At 55.6% G+C, this 17,181-nt stretch carries 16 protein-coding genes; 5 read left to right on the top strand and 11 right to left on the bottom strand.

From position 1 onward, the window contains the following. Window position 1: 1 nt before the first annotated feature. From pstB to KF947_RS11075, 4 genes are all read right to left on the bottom strand, one after another. Window positions 2-817 (bottom strand): phosphate ABC transporter ATP-binding protein PstB, encoded by an 816-nt coding sequence (gene pstB, locus KF947_RS11090; RefSeq protein WP_009286293.1) that lies wholly within the window; start codon window positions 815-817, stop codon window positions 2-4. Next, the gene (pstA, locus tag KF947_RS11085) at window positions 811-2,235 is read right to left on the bottom strand and encodes a phosphate ABC transporter permease PstA (RefSeq protein WP_227403997.1); all 1,425 of its coding nucleotides are present in this window, start codon (window positions 2,233-2,235) and stop codon (window positions 811-813) included. Before pstA ends, pstB begins: the two co-directional genes overlap by 7 nt. Further along, window positions 2,232-3,350 carry an ABC transporter permease subunit gene (locus KF947_RS11080; RefSeq protein WP_133732239.1) on the bottom strand — a complete coding sequence of 373 codons (1,119 nt, stop codon included), beginning with the start codon at window positions 3,348-3,350 and terminating at the stop codon, window positions 2,232-2,234. The genes pstA and KF947_RS11080 overlap by 4 nt, the downstream gene beginning before the upstream one ends. 134 nt (window positions 3,351-3,484) lie before the next feature. Continuing rightward, a complete protein-coding gene (locus tag KF947_RS11075) occupies window positions 3,485-4,387 on the bottom strand; it encodes a PstS family phosphate ABC transporter substrate-binding protein (protein ID WP_227403996.1) in 903 nt (300 codons plus the stop codon). Window positions 4,388-4,580: 193 nt separating this feature from the next. On the opposite strand from KF947_RS11075, the gene KF947_RS11070 reads away from it, so the two are divergent. Next, window positions 4,581-4,997 (top strand): acyl-CoA thioesterase, encoded by a 417-nt coding sequence (locus KF947_RS11070; protein WP_022521117.1) that lies wholly within the window; start codon window positions 4,581-4,583, stop codon window positions 4,995-4,997. 88 nt (window positions 4,998-5,085) lie between these two features. Here KF947_RS11070 and KF947_RS11065 read toward each other — a convergent pair whose 3' ends face one another. The 4 genes from KF947_RS11065 to hexR form a co-directional block, all read right to left on the bottom strand. Then, on the bottom strand, window positions 5,086-6,180 hold the full coding sequence (locus tag KF947_RS11065; protein ID WP_133732237.1) for a TRAP transporter substrate-binding protein: 1,095 nt from the start codon (window positions 6,178-6,180) through the stop codon (window positions 5,086-5,088). A gap of 104 nt (window positions 6,181-6,284) precedes the next feature. Continuing rightward, window positions 6,285-6,764 carry a phosphate-starvation-inducible PsiE family protein gene (locus tag KF947_RS11060; protein WP_133732236.1) on the bottom strand — a complete coding sequence of 160 codons (480 nt, stop codon included), beginning with the start codon at window positions 6,762-6,764 and terminating at the stop codon, window positions 6,285-6,287. Window positions 6,765-6,823: 59 nt separating this feature from the next. After that, entirely contained in the window at window positions 6,824-9,022 is a 2,199-nt protein-coding gene (gene uvrD / locus KF947_RS11055; protein ID WP_227403995.1) for a DNA helicase II, read from the bottom strand. A 257-nt stretch (window positions 9,023-9,279) separates the two neighbouring features. Then, complete coding sequence (hexR, locus tag KF947_RS11050; RefSeq protein ID WP_227403994.1) at window positions 9,280-10,134, bottom strand: transcriptional regulator HexR; 855 nt, start codon at window positions 10,132-10,134, stop codon at window positions 9,280-9,282. A 249-nt stretch (window positions 10,135-10,383) separates the two neighbouring features. Between hexR and KF947_RS11045 the strand changes: the two genes are divergently transcribed. Then, complete coding sequence (locus KF947_RS11045) at window positions 10,384-10,599, top strand: PA3496 family putative envelope integrity protein (protein ID WP_022521120.1); 216 nt, start codon at window positions 10,384-10,386, stop codon at window positions 10,597-10,599. A gap of 106 nt (window positions 10,600-10,705) precedes the next feature. Here KF947_RS11045 and KF947_RS11040 read toward each other — a convergent pair whose 3' ends face one another. Both KF947_RS11040 and KF947_RS11035 read right to left on the bottom strand, forming a co-directional pair. Continuing rightward, the gene (locus KF947_RS11040; RefSeq protein WP_133732233.1) at window positions 10,706-12,049 is read right to left on the bottom strand and encodes a sodium-dependent transporter; all 1,344 of its coding nucleotides are present in this window, start codon (window positions 12,047-12,049) and stop codon (window positions 10,706-10,708) included. Window positions 12,050-12,204: 155 nt separating this feature from the next. Then, a complete protein-coding gene (locus KF947_RS11035) occupies window positions 12,205-13,059 on the bottom strand; it encodes a DUF72 domain-containing protein (RefSeq protein WP_133732232.1) in 855 nt (284 codons plus the stop codon). 214 nt (window positions 13,060-13,273) lie between these two features. Here KF947_RS11035 and KF947_RS11030 point away from each other — a divergent pair, with 214 nt between their 5' ends. After that, the gene (locus KF947_RS11030) at window positions 13,274-14,635 is read left to right on the top strand and encodes a VOC family protein (protein ID WP_223288319.1); all 1,362 of its coding nucleotides are present in this window, start codon (window positions 13,274-13,276) and stop codon (window positions 14,633-14,635) included. 58 nt (window positions 14,636-14,693) lie between these two features. Beyond that, window positions 14,694-15,137 (top strand): type II 3-dehydroquinate dehydratase, encoded by a 444-nt coding sequence (gene aroQ / locus KF947_RS11025; RefSeq protein ID WP_133732230.1) that lies wholly within the window; start codon window positions 14,694-14,696, stop codon window positions 15,135-15,137. Here aroQ and KF947_RS11020 read toward each other — a convergent pair. Beyond that, window positions 15,130-15,909: an IclR family transcriptional regulator C-terminal domain-containing protein gene (locus tag KF947_RS11020; protein WP_133732229.1), complete on the bottom strand. Its 780-nt coding sequence runs from the start codon at window positions 15,907-15,909 to the stop codon at window positions 15,130-15,132. The two genes, aroQ and KF947_RS11020, sit on opposite strands and share 8 nt — an antisense overlap. A gap of 230 nt (window positions 15,910-16,139) precedes the next feature. Between KF947_RS11020 and KF947_RS11015 the strand changes: the two genes are divergently transcribed. Further along, window positions 16,140-17,126, top strand: coding sequence for a Bug family tripartite tricarboxylate transporter substrate binding protein (locus tag KF947_RS11015; RefSeq protein WP_133732228.1), 987 nt, complete (start codon window positions 16,140-16,142; stop codon window positions 17,124-17,126). Window positions 17,127-17,181: the final 55 nt, after the last annotated feature.

The raw sequence follows: 17,181 nt of genomic DNA, 5'->3' as shown, positions 1-17,181 counted from the left end.
CCTAGGTGATGCGGCCGGTGATGTAGTTTTCAGTGCGTTGCAAACGGGGGTTGGTGAAGACCTGATCGGTCGGCCCGTATTCAACCAGCTCCCCTTGATGCAAAAAGGCGGTGTAATCCGATACGCGTGCCGCTTGTTGCATATTGTGGGTGACCAGTATCAGCGTCAGCTCTGACTTGAGGTTACGGATCAACTCCTCAATTTTGAGGGTTGAAATCGGGTCGAGGGCTGACGCAGGTTCATCAAGCAGCAGCACATCGGGCTGAACTGCTAAGGTGCGGGCGATTACCAGGCGCTGCTGCTGGCCGCCGGAAAGCTGCCAGGCGGAACGGTGTAGGCGGTCTTTCACCTCATCCCACAGAGCAGCGGAAGTAAGCGCCCACTCAATAATGTCGTCCCTTTTGCGCTTGGGCATGCGCTGCTGCAATCGTAGCCCAAAGGCCACGTTTTCATAGATCGACATGGGGAAGGGATTGGGCGTTTGAAATACCATCCCCACACGCCGTCGCAGCTCAGTCACATTCATTTGCGGGTCATGAATATCTTGCCCTTCCAGCGTGATTTGGCCGCTGTGGGTGACCGACTCATTAAGATCGTGCAAACGATTAATTGCCCGTAACAGCGTCGACTTACCGCAGCCTGACGGGCCGATAAAAGCCGTTACACGATGCCGGGGAACACTGAGGGTTAACTCGCGCAACGCCTCTTTCCCCGCGTAGGCGAGGCTAAAGTGATCGATACTCAGGCAGCTGTGCTCGGACGAAAAGTGCGCCACTGGTGCCTGAGAGGTATTGGCTGAATGTAATGACGCTAGCATTCGTTTCCCCGTTGACGCCTAAGATAATGACGCAGAAATATGGCAGTTAGGTTAAGCACCAGCACAATTAACACTAAAAGTAGCGCCGTGGCGTAAACCAGCGGTATGGCAGCCTGCACATCTTCGCCGTGAAAGGCGGTATCAAATAAATGATAGCCAAGGTGCATGAACTTGCGCTCTAAATGTAGGTAAGGAAACTCACCATCGATGGGCATTTGAGGCGCCAGCTTAGCAACGCCAACCAGCATTAGCGGCGCCACTTCGCCGGCCGCGCGGGCAACCGCTAAAATGACGCCTGTTAGCATGGCGGGGGCAGCCATGGGCAGCACAATGCGGGTGAGCATTTCTAAGCGCGTAGCGCCAAGCGCCACGGCGCCTTCACGCTGCGCCTCGGGAATCCGCGCCAGGCCTTCCTCTGTTGCCACAATCACCACTGGTAGGGTCAGCAGTGCCAGGGTCAGCGACGCCCATAACAGGCCGCCGGTGCCAAAGGTGGGCGAAGGCAGTGTATCGCTGAAAAACCACTCATCCAGCGAGCCACCGATGCCGTAAACAAACACGCCCAAACCAAATACGCCATAAACAATCGACGGAACGCCCGCCAGATTGCGCACGCCAATACGTACCAATCGGGTCAGTCGCCCCTGGTGAGCGATTTCATTGAGATAAATAGCGGCCAGCACCCCAAACGGGGTCACCATCACCGACATTAAAATCACCATCAGCACCGTGCCAAATATCGCGGGCCAGACGCCACCGTCGGTGTTGGCTGCCCGTGGGCCCTCACTCAGAAACCGCCAAACTGCATCCCCCCAGGCGAGCGTTTTCTGCCACACGCTCATGGCATTGGGAGCCTGAGCGCTCGACACGCTGGCCAGCGGTTGGCGCAGGGTTTGGCCGTCCACGGTGGTAAGCAGCAGTTGGCTATCCTGGCGCTGGCTGACGGGGAGCGCCAATAAAGAGGTCAATCGTTGCCAGGCAGCGTCTCCCTCCCACCGCTGGCCCTGCTGCTCTATGGCGACCAAACGGCCAATAAAGTCGCCCCAGGGGCTGCGATCAAGACGAATCAAATCGTCTGGCTGGGTGCGCTCGGCAATTTCATCAATCGCCACCCAACGCCAGCGCACGCCCTCTATATCCTGGTTGCCGGTAAAGTAGAGGCGTTCATCCCCTGCTTGCTGGGGTAGCGCGACTTCGCGTACGGCTTGACCAGCAAAGGTTTCGCCCGAGTCAAGGGTGACCTCTTCCAGCGTAGCGGGCCAAAAATGCCCTAGCCCGCGCACCAGCAGCAGCGTGAGTAGGGCGCCCAGCATCAGCAGGGAGAGCGCTACGCTGGCTGCGCAAAGCCAGGGCCATACATCATTTGCCCGGCTAAAACGAGGTCGGCGAGAGGCGGCGTGGGTCGAAACTGAGTTCATAAGGTGCCCCCCATCTGGCGGAAGCGGCGGCGTAAACGCTGGCGGACGACCTCGGCAAGGGTATTGACCAGAAACGTGAAGATAAACAGCACCAGGGCGGCCAAGATCAGTAGATGATAGGTCTGGCCACCGGGGGACGCTTCAGGCAGCTCAATGGCAATAGCCGCGGCCATGGAGCGCATACCCTCGAAGGGGCTGGCGCTAAACAGGGCTGTATTGCCGCTAGCCATCAGTACTATCATGGTTTCGCCTACAGCCCGGCCCGCACCGATCATTATCGCCGAGAATATACCTGGGCCCGCTGCCACCAGCGCCACTTTCCACATCGCCTGCCAGCGGCTGGCTCCTAGCGCTTGCGCGCCCTCTATTAAGGTTGAGGGCACATCGGCGAGCGCGTCTTCTGCCAGTGAATAGATGCTGGGAATAACGGCAAAGCCCATGGCAATACCGACAATCAGCGCGTTACGGGTGGCGTAATCCATACCGTAGCGCTGATCGAGTAGCTGGCGTAAATCACCGCCTAACCACTGCTGCTCCATCCAGGGCGCGAGCCATAGTGCTACCGCCACCATTATAGCGAGCCAGGGAACGAGCCAGAGACCCGCCCAGGAGAGCGGTAAGCGGCGGCGCAGGCGTGATTTAGCCCAATGCCAGAGTAAGCCGGCAAGCGCTGCGCTAAGCGGTAGCCAAACGATCAGCACCAAAGCGCTGGCGAGGTGGCGTTCTACCCAAGGTGCCAAAATAAGTCCGGCAATAAAGCCCACCACCACACCGGGGATTGCCTCCATCATTTCGAGCGTAGGCTTGATCCGCGAGCGCAGGCGCGCTGACATAAACAGTGCAGAGTAGATGGCGGCCCCCAAGGCCACGGGAATGGCGAACAGCAGTGCGGCTAGGGCGGCTTTAAGCGTGCCCCACGCCAGGGGGGAGAGCTTAGCCAGCGCTAAGGTATCGCCAATCGCCAGCAGCGGCAGGGTTTCCCACACCAAAAAGACACCGATAGCCAGGATTGCCAACAGCACGCCGATTCCGCCAGCGGTGATTAAACCGGTGGCCATGCGATCTTGCAGCAGCCTTAGCGGCCGTCGAGAAGAGCTTAACCGAGGTAGGGTCATGTGGATATCATGGCAAAACCGAGGTGATCATAGCGCTGACCAAGAGGTAGTGAAAAACCAGGATGTAGTGAAAAACAGTGCATAGACAGGATCCCTACCCTAAGACAATTATGTGTCAGTTAGATGACAGTGATTTACCACCTCTGTTGAGCGCTAAGGACACTGGAGGTTAATGGTACAAAGCCGGATGCGCGCGCAATCTGCTGGCCCTCATCGGACATAATCAACTTGAGCAGTGCCTGCTCGGCGGGAGGTAAGGTCTCCCCCGGCGGTAGGTTCACATAGAGGTAAAGGTAGCGCGACAGCGGGTAGTCACCGCTCTGTATCGCTGCTTCATCGGGCGGTATCGCAATGCCATCATCGTTATAGAGGCTCAATGCATGAACGGCTGGGGTTAGGTGGTTAAATCCTGCATAGCCCATCGCATTGGCTGATTCGCCAACGGCCGCGACCACCGCCGATGAGCCGGGGTGCTCACTAATGTCGTTGCGAAAAAGACCGCCGCATAACGCCCGCTGTTGAAATAGCCCATGGGTGCCCGAGGCAAGGTTACGCCCATGCAGCGCAATGCTACCAAATGACCAGTCACGGGTTGCCGGTAGCTGTTCCCAGCGTCTGATCGGCACTTCGCCTCCGCAGGCCAACGAGGTTGAGAAGATGGCATCAACCTGCAGCCGGGTCAGAGCGCGTAAGGGGTTATGGCGGTGTACAACCACAATCAGTGCGTCACGGGCGACTTTTAATTCCAGCGGTGGGTAGCCATAGCGCTCAATAAAATTGTCACGCTCTTCGCTGGTCATCGGACGAGACATCGGGCCAAGCCGGGCAGTGCCGGCCATTAGCGCCGTGGGCGCACTGGCTGAACCACTTGCTTGAAACTGCAGCTTTACCTCAGGATAACGGGTAGTGAGGGTTTCACCCCAGCGCAGCATTAGCCCCGCCATAGTGTCGGATCCCACCGCGCCCAAGGTGCCGCTAATAACTGCTGGCTGCTGCCCCCAGGCCAGGGACGTTATCAGCATCAGGACAAACGCCATCCAGCTCAATACGGTGCGCCGAACGGTGAAAGCTAAACCCCCATTAATGAAAAGAGTCGTCAAACGAGTATTCAAACGAGCGTCCTCTTATGGTTAACTAAATCCATTCCTTTGTGTTGCGATGCAGCAACACCTATAAATAACGTGCCACGCTGCAACGTTTACAACAATAAACTGACTAAGCGACTAACTCATGACTCTTCTGGAAACCGATTTGGACGACGTACCCGCCCCTCAAGGCCAACTAACGCTAAAATTACTGGCTTCCCGCCAAGATACCAATTTTTATGGTGATATACCCGGTGGATGGCTGGTCAATCAAATGGATCAAGCGGCTGAACTGGCGGCAGGCCGTGAAGCAGGGGGGCGTACGGCGACTGTGGCAATTGAAGCCATGGACTTTTTAAGCCCGGTGCGCGTTGGCTCGATGGTCAGCGTTTACACCCAGGTACAAGAAATTGGTCATAGCTCGATCAAGATTGATGTGGAGGTCTGGGTGCGTCCTCCCCATGGGCAACGCATAGAGGAGCGCCAAAAAGTTACCGAGGCGCGCTTTGTGATGGTTGCGCTGGACGATAATGGGCGCATCCGAGCAGTGCATAGCGACTAGTTCACTTCAACAGAGCTGACTTGAAATAGCAAAAGGGCGCTAAGAGCGCCCTTTTGTCGTGCTTGTCGTTTACTGGTCTAGTGGCTCATTAACCTTCGACGTTATCGCGGTTCTTCAGGTAGGCGTATTCACCCACATCGCTGAACGGGCGCAGTAGCTTCTGGAAGGCCGAGTAAGACTCGTAAACACGGCGAGATTCCTCGTCGCTTTCGACCTGGCGCTGGATCGCTTCCTGAGACGAGGTGTATAGCGCCGCCATTACATCGTCAGGGAAAGTACGCAGCTGAACGCCATGCTCATCGACCAGTGTTTCCAGTGCTTGTGCGTTGCGGAAGGCAAATTCGCTGATCATCGCAAGGTTAGACGCCCGCGCCGCTTCGCGAACCACGTCCTGCAGATCTTCCGGCAGAGAGTTCCAGGCATCCAGGTTGATCGTTCCTTCCAGTACCGCAGAGGGCTCGTTCCACGCCGAGGTGTAATAGTAGTCAGCCACCTGATGTAGGCCGAATGCCATATCGTTATAGGGCCCCACCCAGTCAGCGGCATCCAGTGCACCGGTTTGCAGCGAGGTGAAAATTTCCGAGCCCGGCATAGTAACCGTACTGACGCCGATGCTGTTCATCGCTTCACCCGCCAGGCCCGGCAGGCGAAGTTTTAGCCCCTGCATATCGTCTAACGAGTTGATCTCTTTTTTGAACCAGCCCGCCATCTGCGCACCGGTATTGCCCACGGCAAACGGCTTCAGATTGTGATTGGCGTAGATCTCATCCCAAAGCTCCTGACCGCCGCCGTGGTACAACCAGGCGTTCATTTCGGTAGTCGTCATACCGAAGGGTACAGCGGTAAAGAACTGCGAAGCAGCTACTTTGCCGCGCCAGTAGTAAGAGGCAGAGTGGCCCATCTCAGCGGTACCGGCTGCTACCGCATCGAAGACTTCCAGGGCTGGTACCAATTCACCCGCTCCGTGTACACGGATCTGCATGCGGCCGTTGGAAAGCTGTTCTACCCGGCGGGCGAAATCATTCGCACCAGTGCCCAGGGCAGGGAAGTTTTTCGGCCAAGAGGTGACCATGTCCCAGGTGAAGGTTTCTTGTGCGCGCGCACTTGAGGTGGTTACGAAAGGGGCGGCAACGGCCCCGGCGACGCCAAGGCTGGCAGTTTTGAGGAAGTGACGGCGTTGCATGGTGAGCAAAACTCCAAAGGTAATAAAACTGTTGTTATAGGGCGCTAAGTTCGCGGTGTCCGCTTGTTAGTATGCTGTATAGCGAATTTAGCCCGCAAGCCTGATTAATCATCCGAGGCGTCTTTCATGCTGTTGCCATGGCGTACCAGCCAATAACAGCCGCCTAACGCCAATACCGCAGCCGAGAGGGCGCCAATCTGCCAGGGGTCGATGACTTCCATATCCAGCACCATAAACTTGCGCACCAGCGCCATAATGGCAATGAGAACCACGATTTCAACGTGGATGAAGCCTTTACCACTGGTCATTGTGCGGATGATGGAGTTATTGAACTCCATGGCAATCAAGACGGTAAGGATCATGTCAAATAGCGCTTGAAATACGCGGTAGTCAAAGGGGTCACGGCTTTGAATAAACAGCAGTTGCACCACATGAATGACTAAGTAATACATAGCGACCAGCACAGCGCCGCCGATGGCGAGGGTCAGCACCATCGAAACTAAGCGTTCAAAACGCTGGTAGCCGCTGAGTGCCTGCCAACCGTTACACACCTCAGGAAATAGGCGTTTTAAGCGCTGTTTCATAATGACCTCTATGTGGTGCCTGGAGCGCGTAGGCGTAGTTAATGAGAAGAATCGCTGGTTTACAGCGGCGTTAGCTTAGCAAAACCAAGCACCAGCCATTTGACCCCTTCGCCTTCAAAGCTGACCTGTACCCGGGCGCGGGCACCTTCGCCTTCCGCGTTAAGAATAATCCCTTCGCCGAACACCGGGTGCTCAACGCCTTGGCCAACATGTAAGGTGGGTATATCACCGCTGCTCTCGACACTTTGCTGGGCAAAAGACGTTCGCGATGCGGTGACCGGGCGGGAAATATGTCCGCGTAGGCGGACTTCTTCGAGTAGGTGTGGCGGTAGCTCGCGCAAAAAGCGCGACGGGCGTGGAAACACCTCTTTGCCGTGCAGGCGCCGGGTTTCGGCGTGGGTCAGGTAGAGCTTCTGCATGGCGCGGGTGACGCCGACGTAGCAGAGCCGACGCTCCTCTTCGAGCCTACCCGGTTCCTCCAGGGACATCTTGTGTGGAAACAGCCCCTCCTCGACACCGGCAATAAAGACGACGGGGAACTCCAGGCCTTTGGCGGAGTGCAGCGTCATCAGCTGTACGCTGTCCTCAAACTCTTCGGCTTCATGGTCGCCAGCATTAAGGGCGGCTTCTGAAAGAAACGCTTCCAGTGCGGCCATGCCTTCGCCCGCTTCAGGGGCTTCAAAAACATCGCCTTGGGTAAAGGCGCGGGCAGCAGTGACGAGCTCTTCCAGGTTTTCGACCCGCGCCTGGCCTTTCTCGCCGCGCTCACTCTTGTGGTGCTCGATCAAACCGGTATGCACCGTGACGTGATCGATAATTTCGTGCAGCGCCATGCCAGAGGCATCGTTATCGAGCTGCTCAATCAGGTTGGCGAAGGTTTGCACGGCATTGGCCGCGCGGCCTTTCAAGGTGCCGTCGTTAATCGCATCGTGGAGTGCCTGCCACAGCTGAATGCCTTGTTCACGGGCACGTAGGCGGACAATCTCCACCGTGCGCGTGCCGATACCGCGGGTGGGTACGTTGATCACCCGCTCAAGCGAGGCGTCATCATCGCGGTTGAGCATCAGGCGCAGGTAGGCCAGGGCATTCTTGATTTCCAGGCGCTCGTAAAAGCGGTGACCACCGTAAATACGGTAGGGCATGCCTTGGCGAATCAGCGTCTCTTCCAGCAGGCGAGACTGGGCGTTTGAGCGGTAGAGAATCGCGATATCGCGGCGGTTAAAGCCTTCGTCGACCTTCTCCTTGATGGTGTCGACGATATAGCGCGCTTCTTCCAGGTCGTTAAACCCGGCGTAGATCGAGATCGGCTCGCCTTCGATACCGTCGGTCCACAGGTTTTTACCCATCCGCTCGCTGTTGTGGCTGATCAGCGTATTGGCGGCTTCCAGAATCGCGCTGGTGGAGCGATAGTTCTGCTCGAGCCGCACGGTGTGGGTTTGCGGAAACTCCTGCTCAAAGCGGCTGATATTCTCCACCTTGGCACCGCGCCAGCCGTAGATCGACTGGTCGTCATCACCGACGGCAGTCATCGGCGTCTTCATGCCGGTGAGCAGCTTTAGCCAGGCGTACTGCAGGGTATTGGTATCTTGAAACTCATCCACCAGGACATGACCAAAGCGCTCTTGGTAGTGGTTTAACAGCGCCGGGTTATCGCGCAGCAGCTCCAGGCTGCGTAGCAGCAGTTCACCGAAATCGACCAGGCCGCCGCGCTCGCAGGTGAGCTGGTAGCGCTCGTAGAGCTCAACCATCTGGCCCATGTAGGCATCGCCATCCACATTGACCTGGTGCGGGCGCAGTCCCTCCTCTTTGCAGCCGGAGATAAAGTGCTGCACTTGGCGGGGCGGGTAGCGTTCGTCGTCGATGGCGTAATCTTTCAGCAGCCGTTTGACCAGCCGTAGCTGATCGTCAGAATCGATAATCTGGAAGTGTTGCGGCAGCTTGGCGTCCTGCCAATGGGTGCGCAGCAGGCGGTGGGCGATGGAGTGAAAGGTACCTACCCACACATGGCGCATCGAGATGCTTAGCAGCGCCTCGAGGCGGGTGCGCATCTCCTTGGCGGCTTTATTGGTAAAGGTTACCGCCAGCAGTGCGTAGGGTGAAAGCCCTTCGGCCTGCATCAGCCAGGCGATGCGATGAACCAGCACGCGGGTTTTGCCCGAGCCTGCGCCTGCGAGCACCAATAGATTACCTTGGGGAGCGCTCACTGCTTCGCGCTGGGCGGAGTTGAGCTGATCGAGAATCGCCGTGACGTCGTCCATAGTAGCCGCTGCCGGATCAAAAAATAGGCGGCTAGTCTAGCACAGCCAGCTAACTGGCTGTGTATACAGGTGTGGCAATCTTCTCGCCTCTGTGTCGAGGGCAGGTTTCCGCGAGGGCGCTGTGAACCCATCCGTGGGCGCTACTTTTGCATCTGACCGCCATGGAGGGCGGAAATGCCGGAATTGTCAGGAACACTTTCCGGCCCTGTCAAAAGACCCTCGCTTCAACCTGCCCTCGCACTCGGTATAGGCAAAGACTAGGAATCTTCAGGAAAGCGCAGCGTATTAAGGCTCTTTTTAACCGCTTTGAGCTGTTCGGCGAGTTTCGGCCCGCGGGTTTTGGCCACGCCCACGGCGAGTACATCGATAAGCACCAGGTGTGCAATCCGCGAGCTAAGCGGGGTGTAGATTTCGGTGTCTTCGTGAACATCGATATACAGCGGCAGGCTAACCTCTTCGGCGAGCGGCGAGCCGCTGGGGCACAGGCCAATGACTGTCGCGCCCGCTTCGCGAGCCAAGCGCACGCTGGCGACCAACGCTTTGGTACGGCCGGTTTGGGAAATGGCCACCACCACATCGCCATCGTTCAAGGTCACCGCCGACATATTCTGCATATGCGGGTCAGCGTAGGCAGAGGTAGAAATTTGTAGCCGGAAAAATTTGTGCTGAGCATCAAAAGCCACCGCGCCGGATGCCCCAAAACCATAGAACTCGACCCGATTGGCCATCGCCAGGGCGTTGACTGCACGGCCCAGGGCGTCGTTATCCAACCGGTCACGAACCGAGAGTAGCGTACCCACGGTCGAGTCAAAGATGCTGTGGGAAAATTCAGCGACCGAGTCGCTATCGTTCATGGAGAACTGCGCAAACTGACTGCCGCTGGCCAGCATTTGCGCCAGCTGTAGTTTGAAGTCCTGAAAGCCATTGCAACCCAGCGCACGGCAAAAGCGCACAACGGTAGGTTCGCTAACGGTGGCTTCGGTGGCCAGGTCCACAATACGCATGTGGATGACCTCTTCGGGGTTGCGCAGTACAAACCGCGCCACTTTTTGCTCGGAGCGTCGAAAGTGCTCCATGCGGCGTCTCATTTCATCGAACAGGGCGCGACTCACGTTCAGCTCCTTGGCTTTCTAGCTCACTTGGCTACGTTGGCATTGGTCACAGTATGCCTGACTGATGGCGCAAATGGGCACTGATAACGACGTTCAGGCTAGCGTTTAAAGGCCGTTAGCCCCTTTTTTTAAGATTGGTCATCATTTTGTCAAGTAGGTTATAGTAATAATTGAAGTGCCGCACTGCATCATAACAGTCGTCACGGATGCAGGTGGACGAAGGCATATTCATCTGGAGGAACGTCGATTATGAGAAACGTCGAACGAATCACCTCGGTTAAAAGCGAATTGCTCGACATCTTCATGAGTATGGAAGTCGATGAGCATGCTCAGCGCCAGCGCAGCGCTGCCCAACGCAGCTTAAGAGCGCGGCGGGGTATTGAGCTTCATCGTGAGTTTCAAAAGTTATCGCGGGATATCGCCCCCTTGCCCGATGAAGATCGGCAAGAGAGCGAATTACACTAAGTTTCAGGATGCCAAGAGAGTAGGGGCGCAACTATTATCTGCGCAGAACCACGCTGCCCTGCCGGTTAGCAGGGCCTTGGCAGCTCGGCTATACAAGCGGCTGAGCTTAGATTAACCCTGTTACGAAGACGGCAATAACGCCAGCGGGCGCTACATAGCGCGCGATGACGTTCCATACGCTCTTGCCGGTCGCTGAAAGACCCAGTTCATCTTCCACGCTGCTGCGCTCCAGGCACCAAGCGGTGAATAGAATCGCGCCCAGCCCCGTCAGCGGCAGCATTATTTTGCTGGTCAGCGTATCCAGCAGGTCAAACACGCCCAGTCCAAACAGCACCGGTTCGCTCCACACGTTGAATGACAACAGCGCCGCAATACCTAGTAACCAAGCACCCACTCCGGCCACAACGGTAGCCATGACACGGCTTAGCGGCGTGCGTTCTTCAATGAATTCCACCACGGGCTCAAGCAGTGAAATGGCCGACGTCAATGCCGCAAACGTCAGCAGCAAAAAGAACATCAAACCTAACAGTAAACCACCATCAATATTGCCAAAGGCCAGTGGTAGGGTGACGAAAATCAGCCCTGGGCCCGAAGCGACATCCAAATTATTTGCAAACACGATCGGGAAGATGGCTAAACCCGCGCCCAACGCGATGACGGTATCCATGATGATGACCGTGCGGGCGGTTTGCAGCAGGTCGATCTCTTTGCCCAGATAAGAGCCGTAAGCCATCATTATGCCCATACCCAGAGAGAGGGTGAAGAAGGCGTGGCCCAAGGCGGCTAGCACGGTTTCTGCTGTGAGCTTGCTCCAGTCCGGGTTGAACATATACGTCAACGCCTCGCCAAAATGACCGGTTGTCATGCCATAACCAATCAGCACCACCAGCAGCAGTGCGAGGACTGGCATCAGAATGCGTACAGCGCCTTCAAGGCCTTTGGTAACGCCGCGGGCGACAATCCCAATGACCAGCAGCATAAACACGGAGTGACCCAGCAGCAGCAATCCAGGGTTACTCAACATGCCATTAAATAGCGCGCCAATGCCATCGGCATCTTGACCGCTAAAAGCACCGCTCACCGAGTTGACGGTGTAGTAGAGCGACCAGCCGCCAATCACGCTATAAAACGACAAAATCAAGAAGGCCCCGACAATGCCACTGATGCCCACGATGGCCCAGGCTCTTGGCTTTTTAGCCGTGCGCGCCAGCTCTGACATCGTGCTGGCGGGGTTCTTCTGGCCGCGCCGCCCCAAAAGCCACTCAGAGACAAGAATGGGCAAGCCGATCAGCGCGATACAGAGCAAATACACAAATACGAAAGCAGCGCCGCCGCTTTCACCCACCATATACGGAAATTTCCAGATATTGCCTAGACCCACCGCTGAACCAGCGGCGGCCAGCACAAAGGTCATTCGCGATGACCACTGCGCATGCGCAAGCTTCGCCATAAATCACCCATTAAGTCGATTGTTGTGTAAGTCACTGCGTGCTGGGCACGCTAGTTTTCGGAAAAATGAGTTATTGCCAGCGTACTTTTCCGAAAGTAAGCGCAATTTATCTGATCGACCGCAAGCATGCCAGTTAGCTGACCTAAAAAGGTGGGTTAAAACAGTTGGCTTTGCTTTTCACCCGCGAAAGGGCCAAGTGGTGGCAGCGGCGTCACTTCTTCTAGTGCGTTGTAGAGTAATCGGGCCATGTGGGGAGACTCGCGGTTATCCGCAGTATGCACAAATAAGAAAGGGGTTTTCCCCTGATTTATCCACAGCTTTAGGCGGTCTATCCAGGCGGTGAAGTAGTTGCTATTAATCGTTTTGTCAATATGGCCAATGAAACGAATGACAGGAAAATTTGCCGTGGAAAGCACGTGTAGCGGGAGTTTCGGCTTTTCTTGCTGGGCATGGGCCAGGCCCATATGGCCATTTGCCGGGGTTGAGAAGAGCGGGCGTACGTCGAGCATCACGCGATTGGCCGAATAAGTTATCAACAGGCGGTTAAGGGCTGTTTCAGCGGCTCCTTTGTGGAAAAACTCTGGGTGGCGAACCTCGACCGCGCAAGGCAAATGGGCAGGCCAAGCGGCGAGCAGCGCTTCAAGCTGGGGAAGCTCTTGGGGGCCGAAATCCCGTGGCAGTTGAACCATGGTGGGCCCAAGGCGGTCGTGCAGCGGTTCTAGCGCCGTTAAAAAAGCCCAGGCCTCCTCTAACCGGGTTAGCCGTTGATCGTGGGTGACACTGGCAGGCAATTTAAAACAAAAGCGGAAGTGGGATGGTGCCTGACGCGCCCAGGCAGCAATGGTTTCCGGCTTAGGGGTACCGCTATAAAAGGTAGTGTTGCCCTCAACGCTGGAAAACACCGCCGCGTAATCGCTTAACAGCTCAGTTTTGGCATGGCGTGGATAAAGGTTGCCCAGCCAGTCTTGATTGGCCCACATAGGCAAGCCTAGATAAAGAGGAAGCGTCATGGGTGCCAGCCTACGTCAACAAGATCAAGCGCTAATGTAACAGGTTAAGCGCCCCGCCCGTTAAGCGTGCATGGCGGCTTTTATAGGGGCTTTGCATGGCTTTTATGTATAGCAAGGCGCGGAAAAAGTGAAATTGTTAAGACGCCGATAGCGCTACTATGTAGGTATAGCCCCTTTATGGGCAGGTATAGCCGTTTACAAACAGGATAGTGCCATGTGTTCAGCTTACGTTAGCAGTGATGAAATTCGCGACCAGTTTTCCCGCGCCATGTCGGCGATGTATCAGCAGGAGGTGCCGCAATATGGCACCTTGCTGTCGCTGGTTGAGGCGGTTAATCAAGAGGTACTCGCCGCTAATCCTGCACTTAACAGTGAATTAAAACAAAGCGATGAGCTGGCGCGTATCAACGTTGAACGCCACGGCGCTATTCGAGTGGGAAGCCCAGGCGAGCTTGCTATGTTGCGGCGAATGTTCTCGGTCATGGGGATGGAGCCGGTGGGGTATTACGACTTATCTACCGCAGGCGTGCCGGTTCACTCCACGGCGTTTCGGCCGGTCGCGGATAGTGCCCTCAAGCGGAACCCCTTCCGCGTATTTACCTCGTTATTGCGCCTTGAACTGATCGAAAAAGCTGAACTAAGAGAACAGGCGAGTGAAATTTTAAGTGCCCGCGATATCTTCACTGCCAACGTGAAAACGCTGATTGAGCGTTTTGAGCAGCAGGGTGGCCTAAGCGCCGACGATGCCAAGCAGTTTGTGCAGGAAGCGTTGGAAACGTTCCGCTGGCACGACAACGCCACGGTCGACTTGGCCACCTATGAGCGTTTGCATGCCGAACACCGCTTAATTGCCGATGTGGTCTGCTTCCGCGGCCCGCACATTAACCACCTAACGCCGCGCACGCTGGATATTGATGAAGTGCAGCGGCGCATGCCCAGCGTTGGCATTGACCCCAAAGCGACGATTGAAGGCCCGCCTCGCCGAGACTGCCCAGTCCTGCTACGTCAAACCAGCTTCAAAGCACTGGAGGAGACGATTGCTTTCGCGGACGCTGCTGAGGGTAAACACACCGCCCGCTTTGGCGAAATCGAACAGCGCGGCATTGCATTAACGCGCAAGGGGCGCGAGCTATACGACCGCCTGCTGGCAGCTGCCAAAGAGAACTCGCCCACCTTAGCCAATAATGACACCCATCAAGCGCATTTATCTGAGGTGTTTAAAGCGTTTCCCGATAGCTATGAAACGCTGCGTCGCGAAGGATTAGCGTTTTTCCACTATCAGGCGGTTCAGGGTGCATCTGTGCAAGGAGAAGTTTCAGTTGAGCAACTGGAGAGCTTGATCGAACAAGGCGCCCTCCGTGTGACCCCGATGATTTATGAAGACTTCTTACCCGTGAGCGCGGCCGGTATTTTTCAATCCAACCTGGGTGGAAACAGCCATGATCATTATGCAAGCAGCGCAAGTCAGCAGGCGTTTGAGCAGGCCTTAGGGAGAGCCGTTATCGATGAAATCGAGCTGTATGCCCAGCGCCAGGAAACATCGCTTGAACAGGCGCTGGCGCAGTTGGCGGGTTAAGTGATAGAACAGGCAGCTAGGTCAAGCTATCCACTAACCCATAAGGTTGAAGAGAGTTATGAGTCAAGGAAAGGTATTGGTATTACATGGCCCCAACTTAAATTTGCTGGGTAGCCGTCAGCCAGAAATATATGGGTACGAGACGTTAGACGACGTGAATAACACTTTGCGGGAGAAAGCGGTGATGGCCGACTGGGACATCACTTGTCTGCAGAGCAACCATGAAGGCGAATTGATTGACGCCATTCACGCTGCACGCCTGGATGGCACCCAAGCGATTATTATCAATCCCGCTGCCTACACGCATACCTCAGTGGCCATTCTTGATGCCCTCAATGCTTTTGATGGCAAAGTCATTGAGGTGCATTTGTCCAATGTTCACAAGCGCGAAGCCTTTCGCCATCACTCCTATGTCTCGCTGCGTGCCGATGGCGTCATTGCTGGCCTCGGGGTTCAAGGCTATCGAGCCGCGCTAGAGGCGGTGATGGTGGGGGCTAGTTAATATGCGCTCTTACCTGGGCCACTTTGTTTTGTAAAACAGGCAAGTAAACATTAATCAACGTATCAAGATCGACCCGAGCAGCGTTAGTGCTGATATTGATTGCGCCCATTAAATGCTGCTTGGCGTCATAGACAGGAACGGCAATGGAGCGCAAGCCGGAGTCAAGCTCTTGATCAGAAATGGCATAGCCCTGCTGCCGCGCTTTTATTATCTGGTTTCGTAGCTCACTAACATCTGTCACCGTTTTGTCGGTGTAAGACTCTAGAGCAACCGAAGAAAGAAAGTGATCAAGGTCGGTATCGCTGAGCTGAGCGAGCAACATGCGCCCCATGGAAGTATGAGCTGCTGGCAGCCGAGTGCCTACTGAAAGCGTAATTGCCATCAAGCGATGCTTTGCTGCCGAGCGGGCTACGTAGATAACATCATTGCCATCAAGTACACCAAGCGAGGAGGACTCCCCAGTTTCAGCGGTAATGTCTTCGAGATGTTGCTGAATAACATCTCGGTAATTATTAGCCGATAAAAAGGCATAGCCGAGTTGAAGCACGCGGGGTGCCAGTTCGAAGTAGCGTTGCTGTTTGCGCACATACCCCAGGGCATGCAGGGTGAGTAAGAAGCGCCTGGCTTTTGCTCTATTCATTCCCGTGCGCGCGGCGACTTCGCTTAGTGTCATGCGGGGGTGCTCATGATCGAATGCCTGGATGACTTCCAGACCACTAGCAAGGGCCGTTACAAAGTCGCGGCTATCTTCACTCAGCATTTCTTCCTGCATTTTTACTATCCATTGTGCTAAAACCGGGGATAAAAGATTAACGTAAAAAAGTTCGCAGTGCGAACGTGGCTCCCTCTTTCAGCGGTCAATCCCGCTTCTTACTACTAAAGTTGTGTTTTTTAAAAGGTTAGCAACAACGTAATCTCAAGCTAGATGCTACGAATACGTGTACGCCTTACGAACAATAGTTAAGTATAAATAATTACTTAGCAACGCACAGGAAGATAACAATGAATAAACTCCTTAGCGCATCATGTCTGGCTGCCTTCGGTAGCGCTCTGGCACTGGGCCTAGCGGTTTCCTCCGCCAGCGCCAATGAGTGGCCCACCGACGATATTCGTCTTGTCGTCCCCTACGCTCCAGGTGGCACCACGGATGTGTTGTCCCGCCGCGTCGCGGATCTTCTTCAGCAAGAGCTTGATGCTAACGTGGTTGTGGAGAATCGTCCGGGGGCGGGCTCTACGGTGGGCACCGGTCGTCTCGCCCGCGGTGGGCGTGATGCCGACCACACCATTTTAATGGCATCACCCGGTCACACCATCGGCGCGGCCATTTACCCTGATCTTAGCTACGATCCAGTCGAAGACTTTGTCTTCCTGCAAAACATGATCGATATCCCCAATGTCATGGTGGTGCCCGCCGACAGCCCTTATGAAAGTGTTATCGAGTTCGTTGAAGCGGCAAAAGAAGAGAACATGACCTTCAGCCACAGCGGCGTGGGCAGCTCCATCCATATGTCCGGCGAGTTATTCAAGACGTTGACCGAGACCAACATGACGGCAGTGCCGTTTGCCGGCAGCGGTGCGGCGCTTCCTGCGCTTTTGGGCGGCGATGTAGACGTCTCCTTCGAGAACATGCCGACCGTTCTTTCGCATATTCGCTCGGGTGACCTGCGCGCTCTGGCGGTGACTTCTGCTGAGCGGTCAGAGTATTTGCCGGATGTACCCACTTTGACGGAAGTGGGTGAGTATAACCTCGACCAGTTCGTCACCACGGCATGGTTTGGTCTGGTGGCACACAGCTCTTTCCCGGAAGAAGCGCAAACCGTTATGCGGGATGCCCTGGCTAAGGTGATGGAGCGTGAAGAGTTTGTGGACTTTGCTGATCAACTGGGCGCCGAACCGGGCCAGGTGTCTGGCGAAGAGTTCAAGCAGTTTATCGCCGATGAAGTCGAACGTTGGCAGGGCGTTGCACAGCAGGCCGGTATTAGCCAGTAACTAGCTACTCTTCCGTTATAACAGAGAGGCGAGGGCCGCTACCCTCGCCTCTCTT

Source organism: Halomonas sp. FeN2 (assembly GCF_020595105.1).
GTDB lineage: Bacteria > Pseudomonadota > Gammaproteobacteria > Pseudomonadales > Halomonadaceae > Vreelandella > Vreelandella neptunia.
This window is presented reverse-complemented; position numbering and strand designations above follow the sequence as displayed.